The following is a 14,388-nucleotide window of genomic DNA, read 5'->3' as shown; positions in this document are numbered from 1 at the left end:
AAATTGCTGACCTTAAATTTTTAATTAGTAAGTAACTCTAGGATGCTATGCTATTTTGTATACTAGCCACAAGGAGTAGTTGTTTGAAAAATCAGATTTCGGTAAACGTTTTCACTCTATGCCTTAATAAAATTCCAACACACACAAATATAACCTATTCACCCAACTATTAAATTGGGCCAATACTATGGAGTTAAAAAACAAGCTCTTAAAAATGTTTTAAAGTATGAATTAATAGATTAATTTTGAACTAGTGTTTTTTCTTCGTCTAATGCTTTTACTCCAGCTTTTATAACTTCAATAATTCGATCTGTGTCATAGATATTTCCACGCCACGTTCCTCCACTTACTGATTGAAGCGCGGCCCATAAACGAGTATCATCTGGAAGATCAGGGTCCGGCTTGAGGTCTGGATGAAGGTCACGTTCTTTCAAGACTTTAGTTGCTTTTTCTAAAGAAAGCCTTTCATTCTCAGTTCCAACAAAATTAACGGAACCCACTAACTGGTTGCGGTCAACAATAATTTCAATTACATCTCCATCACGCAATTTTCCAATTGGTCCCTCGGCTAATGCCTCAGGTCCAATATGTCCAATACATGCGCCAGTAGAAACACCCGAAAAACGTGCATCTGTAATCAAGGAGACATGTTTTCCAAAAGACAAATGTTTTAATGCCGATGTTAGTTGATATGTTTCCTCCATCCCGGTTCCTGAAGGACCTCCGCCCATAACAACCATTATATCTCCTGCTTTAATGTCTCCTGTTTTTATAGCTTTTATGGCTGCCTTTTCTGAAGTAAAGACTTTAGCTTTTCCTATATGTCGATACACTCCGTCTTCCCCTACCACAGATGGATCAATGGAAGTTGATTTAATTACTGATCCTTCAGGAGCAATATTTCCTGTCGGGAATGTAACAGTTGAAGTTAGACCTTTTTCTTTTGCCTTGACTGGATCCATGATTATATCATCAGGATTAATTCCATCAGTTTCTAACAATTGTTTTTTCAACATTGCACGTCTTTCTGATTTTTCCCACCAGTCGAGGTTTGAACCAAGGGTTTCTCCTGTAACTGTTAGTACATCTTCATGCAAGACACCTAATTTTCTTAAATGAAGCATCACCTCCGGCACCCCACCTGCTAGGAATACCTTAACGGTTGTGTAACCAACAGGACCATTTGGTAGTACATCAACTAAGCGAGGAACTTTCTTATTGATTCTAGTCCAATCTTCAACAGTAGGTATCTTACAATTAGCTGCATGAGCAATTGCTGGGATATGAAGTAATAAATTTGTTGAACCCCCGAAAGCTGCATGAATCACCATAGCATTTTCTATCGCTTTATCTGTAATAATATCTTCGGTAAATATCTTTTTCTTCTCCAGTTCTAAAACTGCACGTGCTGATTGATTAGCCATCTCCATCCATATTGGCTGACCTGAAGGTGCTAACGCTGAGTGAGGTAATGCCATTCCCATGGCTTCTGCAACGACTTGGGCGGTGCCAGCTGTACCTAGAAATTGACATCCTCCTCCGGGTGTAGCGCAAGCACGACATCCGAGATCAGCAGCTTCTTGTAAAGTAATTTCGTTGTTTGCGTATCTTGCCCCAATTGTTTGAATCTTTCCGGCGTCTTCTCCATTTGTAGGTGGAAGAGTGACACCCCCAGGGATAATGATAGTTGGCAAATTATGCATTGATGCTAGCGCTACCATCATTGCAGGAAGACCTTTATCACATGTAGCAACCCCAATAACTGCATGACGTGTAGGCAACGATCGAATTAATCTTCGATAAACTATAGCCGCATCGTTTCGATAAGGAAGGGAATCAAACATACCGGTAGTTCCTTGAGAACGGCCGTCACATGGATCACTTACGAAGCCTGCGAACGGAACCCCTCCTTGTCTATTAATTTCTTGAGCTGACGCCTTCATTAATAAACCTATTTCCCAGTGACCAGTATGATAGCCTAATGCAATTGGAGTACCGTCATGATTCCTTATTCCACCTTGAGTACCGAGGATTAGAACTTGTTTTCCAAGGAGGTTTGAAGGTGCCCATCCCATTCCAACATTTTGAGATAATCCAAAAAGGTCACCACTTGGTGAATCTAGCAACATTTCTGATGTAAGTGGGAGTGAACCATCTGGACCTTTTGAATGGGTTTGAACTTTGTAAAGAGATACATCTTCTTCACCAAATATCGATTGCAATGACATAAGTATTCCTCCATTAATTATATTTTTTATTGCAAAAGAAATATTTTTGTTGGTTACATCATTTTTGGTCTTTGAAGTTGATTTTGAACGATAATTATAGAAGTTAAAGGGGTAACGTATTCTAGTTTCGTTTATAGAAACTAAAAGGTATACCCCACTACTATTCAATTTCTTAGAATGATTAAAAAGTGAAGTTACGGTTTCACAAAGACAGTTTTAATAGAAGTGAAAAATTCAATTGCAGCTTGTCCCTGCTCACGAGAATGAGAGCTAGATTGTTTCATTCCTCCGAATGGGGCTTGTAATTCTACTCCGGCAGATTCTGCATTAATGCGTACGAGACCGGCATCCATCTCATTTACGAATGACAGCATACGACCAATTGATTTCGTAAAAATGGAAGCACTCAGCCCAAACTTTACATCATTTGCAATATTCAATGCTTCTTCTAACGTTTCAACTTTTATAAGGGCAAGTACAGGACCGAAAATTTCCTCCTGAGCGATCGTCATTCCACTAGTCACGTTTTCAAATATAGTAGGTTCCATATAGAAACCATTAGCTAAGTTCCCTTCATCTATGCGTTTACCACCATAAACTAATGAAGCGCCTTCTTCTATACCTTTTTCCACGTAAGAAAGTACCTTGTTAAGCTGGTCTTCACTTGCACACGGCCCCATCCAGACATCCTTTTCGAGACCATTTCCAACTTTTATTTCTTTCACCTTTTCAATCAGCTTGTCTTTAAACTCTTCGTAAATTTCCCTTTGTATAATTACACGACTTGTAGCTGTACATTTTTGACCGGTGGAACGCAAACCACCACTAATAGTTGCCTCTACTGCTTGTTCAATATCAGCATCGTTAGCCACGATAACTGGGTTTTTCCCCCCCATCTCTAATTGATATTTTGCACCACGCTTTAGTGCTCCTAAGCCGACTTGTTTACCGACTGCATCAGACCCTGTAAATGTAATTCCATTAATATCCGGATGATCAATAATACCTTGTCCGATAACAGATCCAGATCCTGTTACCATATTAACAACACCATTTGGTATCCCTGCTTCTTCAAAACATTCTATAACTTTTGCAGCAGTTACCGCTGCTTCTCTCGCTGGCTTTAAGATAATAGCATTTCCATAGATAAGGGCGGGAGCAATCTTCCAAATTGGAATAGCTACTGGAAAATTCCACGGTGTAATAACACCAACCACCCCAAGGGGGGCACGGGTCGTGTACATAAAGGCTTCAGAGTCTGATGAAGGAATGACATCCCCAATTTTTCTTAGCCCTTCTCCTGCATAGTAGCGGAGAATTGCAACGCCTCTTGCTGTTTCCCCTTTTGCTTCCGGAAATGTTTTTCCCATCTCGCGGGTCATTGTCTCTGCAATTTCATCCAGGCGTCGCTCAAGCGCATTTGCTACTTTATATAAATATTCACCACGAGCAGCCCCGGATAGTTTATTCCAAGAAACTTGGGCTTTTTTAGCAGAGATAACAGCGCGATCTAAATCTTCTATTCCAGAATGCTGTACATAACCGACTACTTCATGTCGATTGGCAGGATTAATGCTGCTATCAACTTTCTCGATAGAACTAGATACCCAATCACCATCAATATAATTTAAATATTTTTTTTCTTCCGTTTTTGTACTCATCTTTTTTCCCTCCATAGTCTTCAAGGTAAAAGTTATTTAATTCATAAATTTCAGACATTTGAACCTAGAGAAGTAGTCTATTAATTGAGTATGGACTCATTTGACTGAAATTTTATTTGGTAACTTTACATTGTTTTTTAATACACCAATACTAGGAATTTCAATTTCAATCTGGTCGCCTTCTAATAAAGTAAACTTATTTGGTGGTACAATGCATGTACCGGTTAATAATATTGTGCCATCGAAAATTTCATTATCACGAATTAAGAATGAAACCAATTCTTCAAATTTTCTTTTTAATTGTCCAGTACTAGCTGTCCCCTCTACTACAAGGTTACCATGGCGATAAATACGGCATATGATAGTAAAATCATATGGATCTTTTACAGCTTCAGCGAGAAGAATTGCCGGTCCGATAGAACAAGAGTGCTTCCACATTTTTGCTTGTGGTAGATAAAGCGGGTTTTCTCCCTCTATATCACGGCAGCTCATGTCATTTCCAATTGTATAACCAAGGATTTCGCCTTCTCGACTTATAATCAAACCTAATTCTGGTTCAGGAATTTGCCACTTAGAGTCACTACGAATATACACTTCCTGATTTGGACCAACTGTACGAGCAGCCGTAGATTTAAAGAAAATTTCTGGACGTTCTGCGTCATATACCTTGTCATAAAATGTTGTGGTGTCTAATTTTCCATCTGTAGCTTCATAATTTCGGGCATCTCGGCTCTGTTCATACGTAACTCCAGAAGCCCATACTTCTTGAGCAACAATAGGTACCAGTAATGAAAGTTCTTCAATAGATTGTGAAATAGGCTTTGACTTAGAAATCATATTTTTAACAAAAGAAAGTGGAGAGATGTTTTGTTCGTTTGCTTGTTGGATTAGTTCCATAAACCCTTCCTGATCAAGGGGATAAACTTTTTCATCAGATGTAAGTGCTGCTAAAACAGGTCTTGAATCTTTACTTAAATATCGAATTATACGCATATAAAAAACCCCATTTCGTTTTATAATATAAAACCGAGTTTCATATTATAGATAACAAAGAAGGGAACCTCTCTATTAAATCGGTATCCCATATCCCATCTTCTCTGATAATTCAGAAGCTGCTTGTTTCAGTTGTTCAACAAAAATTCCCAACTGAGTGTCGTCTACTCTAGCTATAAGTGTAGAAAGACTTATAGCAGCAATAACTTTATTTTCGTGATTTCGAATAGGTGCTGCAATACAACGGACACCAGGTTCATTTTCCTGATTATCAACTGCATATCCTTGACTTCGAACTTTTTCAAGTTCCCGCAAAAATTCAGTTTCATTTCTAATAGTGAATTCAGTTCGCTTTGTATATGCATACCCATCTAGAATTTTTTCAATTTCCTCTTTTTCTTTAAAGGCTATCAAAGCTTTTCCCACTGCGGAGCAATGAAGTGGAATTCTTTTTCCGATTCGAGAATAAAGAATAACAGCCATAGGACCTTCAACTTTATCAATATATGTTCCTTCTTTACCATCTAAGATGACTAAATGTGTAGTTTGGCCAGTTGTTGCTGATAAATCCATTAGATATTTCTTGGCTAATTGTCTAACATCAAAAGACTGAATAAAATAGTTTCCTCTTTCAAAGAGTTTCATCCCTAACCCATACTTTCCATTCTCGAGATTTTGATTAATATAACCATGTTGTTGAAGCGTCTTCAATAATGAATGAACAGTACTTTTATGAAGACCCATCCGATTACTTATATCTGTTATTTTTAATTCTGTTGTATGTTCATCAAATAGGTCAAGAATACGAAGGGCGCGATCTACTGATTGAATAATAGGCATGGTGTTCATCCTTTTACTTTAAATAATAAAACTTGGTTTTGTTATTACAAACAATTTTATGATCTAACTATAATATTAACTATTAGGAAAAGTCAATCAATTTTTCTCCATTTTTATTTAGTCAAATTTCTAAAAATCAATAGATTGCTTCTAACCATTGTGTTTGATGCAACAGGATACAAAAACTCAATGAACCAAGCGTTTAACTGGGTAGCCCACGGTTGAAAATTAATTTATGTTGGCCTTGTAAAAGATTCGATTATATTCTTTGACCCGGAATTCCACGCAAGAGAACTTATTTTATTGATCAATTCCATCGTTTCGCAAACATATTTTCCCTGTAGGATTGACCACGGACTGTGCGATGATGCAGCTGATTGTAACTTAGGTCAGAAAACCCTTCTATCAAATAAGCCTAAACAGAATATATAATTATAGAATTAAAGTTAATAGAATAACTAAAAAATTCAGAAAATAACATTGACACAAGTTGGGCACCGAGCTATTATTGAAAACAGATAATTTATTAATAAAAAACACAGTTTTATATTATAAAACTTAAAAATTACCCGTAAATTGAGAGAACGCAATTTTATAATATAAAACAATGAGTTTCGGCCAAATGATAGCAGTTACAAAATTTAATAGGAGGATGCCGCTTTAAATTTTCACTTTAATTAAAACGTTATTTGTAAGAAGGGATTAAAGTTATGAAAGGAATGATTTTTTTGAAGAAAAAAGCTAGAAACCTACTGACATATTTTTTAGCGTTGGTTTTTACCCTGAGTTCTTTTCCCGCTACCACATTGCCTGTCACCAATGCTTCAGCGGCAGAGGTTGTCAATGGGAAGGCTCCTGGCACTACAACTCCGAGAACTTCAGCGAAAGAGGTTGTGTCGCTGAAAGAAGTCTACAAGGACTATTTTCTTATCGGCAATACTGTTAGCCCGGCCGACTTAACCAATAAAGATAAGTATGACTTTATGAAGTACCACTATAATGCGCTGACACCTGAAAACGTTACGAAGCCGGACTCCATATGGCCCGACCCAACTCGCGATCCTTCATTCACATCAGCCGACAACATGTTAACTCAAGTCAAAGGCGACGGTTTCTATACGATTGGACACACGCTGGCTTGGCATAATCAGTCAGCTGGCTGGCCGCCGAGTGGTCAAAAATATACCGAGGCAAGGGCCAGCTTGAAAAGGTATATTTCTACAATCGCCGGGCACTATAGTCAACGTCCTTATAAGCTCGACGCCTGGGACGTTGTTAACGAGGCAATGAGGGATAATCCGGATAATCCGACCGACTGGCGGAACGCGCTTCGCTCCGGAAATAATCCTACAGAACGGCCATCCAAATGGTTTGAAGCTTATGCTAACGGAGGAAACGGGTGGGATTATATCTATGATGCCTTCTTGTTTGCGCGTGAGGCTGCTCCGGACGCAACTCTGTATTACAATGACTTTAATGACGAGGAACTCCCCAACAAAGCAATCGCGATTTCCTCAATGATCAAGGAGCTCAACGAAAGATACGCGAATGAACACCCTAAAGCAAACGGCAGGAAACTGATTGAGGGCATCGGGATACAGGGGCATTATAACCTCCGACTCAAAGTAGATAATTTAGAGAAAGTTTTAAAGATATATAGTGAAACTGGGTGTGAGATTAGCATAACCGAACTCGACGTGCAATTCAACGGCACTTCAGCCGATCTTCCCCCTACCGAGGCGCAATTGAAAGAACAGGCGGAATTGTACGCCAAGCTGTTCATGCTATATAAGAAGTACTCCGATAATATTGAACGCGTTACATTCTGGGGCGTGGCTGATAACAACAGCTGGCGCGGGACGGGTTACCCGCTGCTATTCGACTCCAATCGTGCACCAAAAGAAGCATATTGGGCCATAATAAATCCAGAGGCCTATCTCGGGCTCAATGATTTGCCGCCAAAGCTCACGTCGTTTAACTTCGGCAGTGATGTTTTCAATGTCGCGGGCAAAGCCGAATTTGATGTTAACGTGCCAAAGGACGTATCAAACATTGACTTCTCTGCAGCGAACGTCACACACCAATACCCCGACGATGATGTTGACGTCAGCGTTAAGCTCAACCCGGCTAGCGGCACGGTGAGCGCAGGGAAGCGAGCCGTGGCGACGGTAAAAATCGCCTGGAAGGAGTCCCCGAATATATCGACGACGTATAAGATAAACTTCGGGCATATGACCGCCGAATGGGAGAAAGACCAAAACTATAAGGATACGGGCTACCGCTCATCCCTCAATATCCGTTTCAGCGACGGTAAAGCCCAATTCAAACTGTTTCAGGAGTTCTATAATAAGACTGACGGTAAACTGGAAATGCTCAACAGTAAGGAATTCAAGCCCTTACCTAAACATACAAGTGGCACGCTCACTATTAATACAGATAGTAGTATAGACGATGGTCATTTGAAAATTTTGAAGTTAAAGAAATCTGCGTGGAATCAGAACTGGACTCCGATTAATCCGGCGCGTGTTACAGACTTCACTGCTCAGGAAAATTTTTGGAGATTGGCCAAAAAAATTGAATCCGGTAAGACTTATATTGTTGTCTCTGCCAGCTCTGGCTTGGCTCTGACCAATAGGAACGTGGCATCCGTCCCGGAGACCGGCGGTGTAACAAACGCCAAACGAGGGCTTGCGGGTACGCCTGTAACCATAGCTGACAAAATTATTGTAGCCCCGCAGCTGATTCAGGACAATATGAGATTTATCTTTAATGAGAGCACCAGCCCCGATCCAGGACCATACACAAGCGCAAACGGTTACACTGGATACACAATGTTAAGTCTTGTTCACGGCGGCCTTGTTGCTCCCTCTATTATGTGGCGGGATTTGAGCAGCGACAAGACGGCCCCATTACGCACAGACAAAACTATTGGAGATAGTGCATTAGATCGAGCAGTATGGTTTAACACGAGTATAGACCCCGATACCGGCGAGACGACGCTATTTTCTCATACAGGTTCAAGCAATTACACTTATGCGCTGCACGGAAGCGAAAATGGTTTCGTCGGCCAAGGAGGCACGGGTCCCCTGAAGGAATATGCAGCCGCTAGCCGTGTTAAGCTGTTTGAGTACGTGTCCGACTATAAATACGAAGACATAACGAGTCTGGGTGCGGAAATAAGACTCGACCCGATGAAGCGTATCGTGAGTAAGCGTGACACCAGTATCCCCTTAACGGCGGATGTCCCTAACGGTTCCAAAGCGGTGTTGAAAAAGGACGGCGTTTCAGTGGCTTCAGCGACATTCACAAACGGCAAAACGATGATCAGCATTAAAGGCAGCGATGTTGACACCGGCGCGAATTATGCAGTCGTAGTGTATGACGGTTCCGATATACTTGGCGTGAGAATTCTCCCGGTAATCACTGTCGCCAGCGCGACGCCGACGGCAAAGGTAGAGAGACTCAATGGTAATCAAAACAGACTGATAATTACCGTTAAGGAAGTATACTCCGATGATTCGACGGAGGATTTCACTGAAGAGGTATTAATCAGGAACAACTCGGCAGACGTTTATCAGGTGGGACCATATAAGGTTTATGTGGACACTAAGGGCAACAACAAGATTCGTAAATGCTATATTGTGAACGAGTAGCAGCAAGAAGCTGAACAGAGAGAGGCAGCACTGAAAACTAATGCGCAGCAGCCAATTGAAAGTCCACATTAAAATTGACTTTCTTTTATTGGCGAACTTTCTTTCAAAGGATTTTAAAAAAACATTGGTGTTATTCAATCAACGCCAAAAGTTTATTGTTAGCAAAAAATAAAAGTAGTCTTATGGGCTACTTTTATTTTTCTTGCGTACATCCCGGTCTCGACAATCTTTGCAACGAGGCATACGCAACAACTGCTCATGTATTATTGCATAAACATTTTTCCGAATAACATATACCATCTTGAAGATGAAGATATCATCATTTTCTACAATATTAAAAACGATGACATCCATCTATATGATGTGTTCAGTAAAGAAAAAGTTCGCTTTGAAAAAATTATAGATTATCTCGCAACAAATAATGCACAAAAAGTTGTTTTTCATTACACTCGATTACAAAGGATTTGAATTTGAAATAGAACTTTTTCACGATGAGACTGTATTATATATTAAGAAAAAGAATGATGCGGTCATGCCTACTCAATTTAAACACCAAATTACTGCTCATGCATAAAAACAAAGATGTTTATAAGGATTGTGGTATTGTTCAACGAGTAGGCAAACAATGATTGGATTAATATGTTTAATTGATCATTCAAACACCCAAATTTTATTGTTTGAATCATTAATTTCTAAGCTTAACGAACTCGCCCACTACTTTTCACTTCAAAAAATTGGTTTATTTTCACAATGTAAATCTCCATTTTTCTCCCATTTGTGTTCAAATACCCTAAAACCTTCCTACTATTCAATTTATGCCTAATTCTTCTTCAATCTCTCGTTTCAATGCGTCTTTAGCACTTTCACCAAGTTTCACTCTATAAGGAGATGCAGCACTATCTCAGCAATGCTGTTACTATTTTCATTAGGTTTCCATAGTACTTCTTCTTCTGACAAATTTTCTACTGAATCTGAAAATGGGAGATACCAGCAAGGGGCATTAGCATTTGCAAACAACTGATCGGATAAAAGAAATTTAGCATGAATCATACTTTTCCCCCTTCGTATCATTCATTTGGATTTAATTGCAATAATTCAAAAGGCAATCAAAATCATTACTAGCCTCCTTATTAGGAGTATGTTCTATCGAATTTACCTCTAGATTATCACTACTCTAATTCTTTATGGATATTCCTTTTTCCCGGAAAATACTTTGAAAAGTGGTTGTAGCTCAAAATTAAGCTCCATTCATGAAAGAAAAGGCACATGTCTTTTTTAAGAAATGTGCCTAAATGGATACTTAATTTAGATTTTGATGAAGATTTAGATAGAAATTCGCCATTTCATTGGCTAACACATCTGGAGCCATCATAACGGCCGAATGATCTTGACCTGAAAGCAATTGGTATTTTGCTTGATGCAACAGACCGACCAGTGACTTTGCAGCTTCATGAAAATAAGGTTCACTATTTTCTCCAACCATAACGCATGTTGGGACAGTCACTTCCCATCGATCAACTGGTAATGACTTACCAGACTGAGTTTCACCCATAATCATTCCATCATAAACAAGAGTATGTGCCATCTCTTCCATTGACTTCCATGAAGGATCAGCTTTCATATACTCTAAATATTCAGCTGGAATGCCGAGCGCTTCTCTCATATAGTACTCAACAGCTTCATTTCGTTTTCCTTCACTAATCAAATTGTTCAATTGCTGAACATAATTTGCTGGTACTCGCGGACGGCTTTCATCAATAATAAAAGGAGGCTCATACATAAATAGCTTCGTGACTTTATCTTTAAGTAGATTTGCTGCTTCAAGTGCTAACACGGCACCAGAAGAACTTCCAAACAAAAAGCTGTTGCCACCAGCCTCATTTATAAGGGCCTCGATGTCTTCCACTTCACGTTCAACTGCATAATTTGAAGAATCGGTGCTTTGACCTCTCCCGCGACGATCATAATTATAAACAGTAAAATGATTTGCAAGCTGTTCTGCTAATTGCTCAGCATCTTTATGATCAGCTGCGGCAGATGCTACTAGAATTAGCGATGGTCCAGTTCCTTGTTTTTTGTAAGCAATTTTTGTTCCATCTTTCGAAATTAATGAGTTCATGATTTCCCTCCAATTTTTGAAATAAAATACTCTTCTAATCGATTAAAGGCATCTGTAAATCCTTGCACCATTCCCATTTCGTCAGCTTTATTTAGCTCTTCGATGCTATTGAAACGCGTAATTATCCTGAGTTTAGAACCATCCATTACCTCTTCAAAGGTTACGGTGGTGTACATTTCACTGTTTTCTACAAGGGTCCAATTCTTATCAGTAAAATTGTCTATGTAGACAAGTCTTAATGTTTCTACAACTTCTTGATAAACAGCTTTACAGTAGGCTTCTTGTACATCACCATTAACCGGACGTAAACTGTAGCGCCAAATGCCACCAGGTCTAACATCCATCTCGTATACAGTTGCGGTCCAATATTTTGGACCCCACCAACGGGTAATATGTTCTGGTTTCGTCCATCCCTCCCATGCATAGATAAGGGGGATGGCGACTGTGCGTTCAATTGTAAGCTCTCGACGCACATGATCTTTGAAAATTTCCACTTTTCTACTCATTTTAATTCATCCTTGTCAGTGTGTTAGCCTTAGCCCACATTTTTCTACTATTTCGGCAAGTTAGATGTTAATACTATTTATCCTCCTTTCGCATAATTTCAAGCATATAGTCCTCAAAGTTATCTAAGCGTTCCTCCCATAAAATACTAAAAGAATCGAACCATGCATCTAAATCCTGAAACGGTTGAGCTTCGAGGCTATATATTCGCATCTGTCCCTTAGAATGAGACCGTACCAATCCAGTCTCGCTTAAGATACGTAAATGCCGAGATACTTGTGGTTGACCAATGTTGAGGGCCCTAACTATTTCACTTACAGAAAGAGGGCCTTTTTTCAAAAGTTCCACAATATTAAAACGATTGGGCTCTGAGATTGTCTGTAATGTTAATTGCAAGGTAGCTGTATTCATACTTCAAATATACACCTAAACATATATACGTGTAAACGTATATATTGTATTTTTTATTTTCACTTAAATATTCGTTTTACATCCACTTGACCCTTTACTTTAGGTGCAACAATTCACGATCTCCGTTCTAACATACAAATCCAATTTCCTTTAAAGTTTTTATTCCATTAAATGGCCCGATTCAGTTTATTAGAATCTATTACTTATCATAAAAGGAGATTCCAGATAACTAACGAATATTAGAAAGGGGACCCTAGAAAAAGTAAAAACATCATAATAAGAAAGGAAAAACACCCTCAATGAGTTCATATAAGTTAATCAAGAATTATAAAGATAATTGTGAATTACGAAAGAGCTTTAATGAACTTGCCTATAACACATTTGGAATTAGCTTTGAAACGTGGTATTTAAACAATTTTTGGAAAGAAAGATATCAACCTTATTCATTCGTAGAGAGTAACAGTGTGATTGCCAATGTTTCAGTGTAGCTAAAGAGAAATATAAACGATAAAGGGGCAGTACTGTTTTCTAAGGGACTGTCCCTTTACTTGTCAAAATTTCATTCAATAAAAAACAAAAACACAAAACTAAACAAGCCGTTTTCCTTATTGAGACGGCTTGTTTAATCGCAGTTTTCCCGGAAGCCGAAGGGCCAAGACAAGGACTAAAGCACAGAAAATCAGGCAGACGATGGCAACCTTATGAAGATGTTGAACATCTAAATGGGCAGTGAATACAATTCCTAATAAACTGGAAGAAAGAATCGAGCCGATATAGCGACTTGTTTGAAAAAGTCCTGAAGCCGTGCCTGTTTCATTTGGTTTAATATGTTCAAACAGTGCCGTTTGCATGGATATATTGTTAAAGCCGTTGCTGATTCCAAGGACGCCCATGATAACAAGCAGCCATAATAATGATGAATTTTCATGCAAACTTAACGATAAGGCTGTCCCTACTAATAGAAATACTGCACCGATGACAAGTGGAAGTTTTGATTTATATTTGTCAATTAAACGTCCGGTAAGCGGTGCAATAATGACCCCGAATCCTGCTAAAGCAAGCATAATTAATCCAGATTGCTTCTCGCTATAATGATGGACTTGCTGTAAAAAGATTGGAAAACCAAAGAAGTAACAATAATAAACAAGATTGATGCTAATAAATTGTAAGTAAATAAGCGATACTGTCCTATTTCTTTTCAATGAATCAAAATCAATAAATGGCTCACTCCTGTTATTCTCGTACTTATAAAATAGGAATGACGCGATAATAAAGATGAGCAAAGCCCACCAATGAATCGATTTTTCCAGAGACAATAGGAATAAGATTAATCCAACCATCGTAATGATAAAAAGTATGATTCCCCCGAAATCAATACGTCCTAGTTCTACCTTCCCTTGACTCGTATTAGGCAAAATAAAAATTGCCATAATAAATGAAAGAACAATAAATGGAAAGTTCACAAAAAAGATCGATGGCCAATCCCACGCTTCAATTAAAAATCCACCAATAGAAGGTCCAAATGCTGCGGAAGTGGAGGAAAAAATGGACAATGTCGCCAATGCTTTTGCTTGTCCTTTCGTAATACTTGTACGAACGATACTCATTCCACTCGGAAATAAGGTTGAAGTACCAATCGCTTGAAGCGCACGACAGCCTAATAAAAAAGGATAGTTCGGTGAAAATGGTGCTAGAATTGAAACTATAGCTACAACAATTAAACCAGATAAAAATAACCTTTTCGGACCGAACATATCACTTAGTTTCCCCATAACTGGCTGTGCAGCAGCACTTGCTAAATAGAACACAGAAATAAGCCACGAGGCATCTGCAAACGTTAAACCAAATTCATGTTGCATTCGTGTTAATGCGATCGATATCATCGAAGAATTTAACGGATTTAATAATATTCCTAAACCTATCGTTAGAACGAGCAACCATGAATTTTTGCGTATTGTATGTGTCATGAATAATCACCT

General features: G+C 38.9%; 11 protein-coding genes and 1 pseudogene. 3 read left to right on the top strand and 9 right to left on the bottom strand.

What is annotated here, in order from left to right; translation table 11 throughout:
• Nucleotides 1-239: 239 nt before the first annotated feature.
• The 4 genes from MKY81_RS10275 to MKY81_RS10260 all read right to left on the bottom strand — a co-directional run bounded on the left by MKY81_RS10275 (nt 240) and on the right by MKY81_RS10260 (nt 5,722).
• Nucleotides 240-2,228, bottom strand: coding sequence for a YjhG/YagF family D-xylonate dehydratase (locus MKY81_RS10275; protein ID WP_327991932.1), 1,989 nt, complete (start codon nt 2,226-2,228; stop codon nt 240-242).
• A gap of 194 nt (nt 2,229-2,422) precedes the next feature.
• Entirely contained in the window at nt 2,423-3,889 is a 1,467-nt protein-coding gene (gucD, locus tag MKY81_RS10270; protein ID WP_341117702.1) for an alpha-ketoglutaric semialdehyde dehydrogenase GucD, read from the bottom strand.
• Between the two features lie 96 nt (nt 3,890-3,985).
• Nucleotides 3,986-4,882: a fumarylacetoacetate hydrolase family protein gene (locus tag MKY81_RS10265; RefSeq protein WP_341117701.1), complete on the bottom strand. Its 897-nt coding sequence runs from the start codon at nt 4,880-4,882 to the stop codon at nt 3,986-3,988.
• Between the two features lie 75 nt (nt 4,883-4,957).
• A complete protein-coding gene (locus MKY81_RS10260; RefSeq protein ID WP_341117699.1) occupies nt 4,958-5,722 on the bottom strand; it encodes an IclR family transcriptional regulator in 765 nt (254 codons plus the stop codon).
• A 710-nt stretch (nt 5,723-6,432) separates the two neighbouring features.
• Between MKY81_RS10260 and MKY81_RS10255 the strand changes: the two genes are divergently transcribed.
• Entirely contained in the window at nt 6,433-9,375 is a 2,943-nt protein-coding gene (locus MKY81_RS10255; RefSeq protein ID WP_341117698.1) for an endo-1,4-beta-xylanase, read from the top strand.
• A 421-nt stretch (nt 9,376-9,796) separates the two neighbouring features.
• Nucleotides 9,797-9,949: a hypothetical protein gene (locus tag MKY81_RS10250; protein WP_160331460.1), complete on the top strand. Its 153-nt coding sequence runs from the start codon at nt 9,797-9,799 to the stop codon at nt 9,947-9,949.
• A gap of 308 nt (nt 9,950-10,257) precedes the next feature.
• Here the strand turns inward: MKY81_RS10250 and MKY81_RS10245 are convergent.
• From MKY81_RS10245 to MKY81_RS10230, 4 genes and pseudogenes are all read right to left on the bottom strand, one after another.
• A pseudogene (locus MKY81_RS10245) lies at nt 10,258-10,425 on the bottom strand (DinB family protein); the annotation flags it as partial.
• A 250-nt stretch (nt 10,426-10,675) separates the two neighbouring features.
• The gene (locus tag MKY81_RS10240) at nt 10,676-11,494 is read right to left on the bottom strand and encodes an alpha/beta fold hydrolase (RefSeq protein ID WP_325949248.1); all 819 of its coding nucleotides are present in this window, start codon (nt 11,492-11,494) and stop codon (nt 10,676-10,678) included.
• Nucleotides 11,491-12,000, bottom strand: a complete 510-nt coding sequence (locus MKY81_RS10235) for an SRPBCC family protein (RefSeq protein ID WP_066232781.1) — start codon at nt 11,998-12,000, stop codon at nt 11,491-11,493. The genes MKY81_RS10240 and MKY81_RS10235 overlap by 4 nt, the downstream gene beginning before the upstream one ends.
• 73 nt (nt 12,001-12,073) lie before the next feature.
• A complete protein-coding gene (locus MKY81_RS10230) occupies nt 12,074-12,409 on the bottom strand; it encodes an ArsR/SmtB family transcription factor (protein ID WP_066232784.1) in 336 nt (111 codons plus the stop codon).
• Between the two features lie 299 nt (nt 12,410-12,708).
• Here MKY81_RS10230 and MKY81_RS10225 point away from each other — a divergent pair, with 299 nt between their 5' ends.
• The gene (locus MKY81_RS10225) at nt 12,709-12,897 is read left to right on the top strand and encodes a hypothetical protein (RefSeq protein WP_341117697.1); all 189 of its coding nucleotides are present in this window, start codon (nt 12,709-12,711) and stop codon (nt 12,895-12,897) included.
• 117 nt (nt 12,898-13,014) lie between these two features.
• Here the strand turns inward: MKY81_RS10225 and MKY81_RS10220 are convergent, their stop codons facing one another.
• A complete protein-coding gene (locus tag MKY81_RS10220; protein WP_341117695.1) occupies nt 13,015-14,376 on the bottom strand; it encodes an MFS transporter in 1,362 nt (453 codons plus the stop codon).
• Nucleotides 14,377-14,388: the final 12 nt, after the last annotated feature.

The sequence above is a fragment of the Heyndrickxia sp. FSL W8-0423 genome, from assembly GCF_038009395.1.
Classification (GTDB): domain Bacteria; phylum Bacillota; class Bacilli; order Bacillales; family Bacillaceae_C; genus Heyndrickxia; species Heyndrickxia sporothermodurans.
Note: the sequence above shows the minus strand (reverse complement) of the source record. Positions and strands in the feature narration are given on the sequence as shown.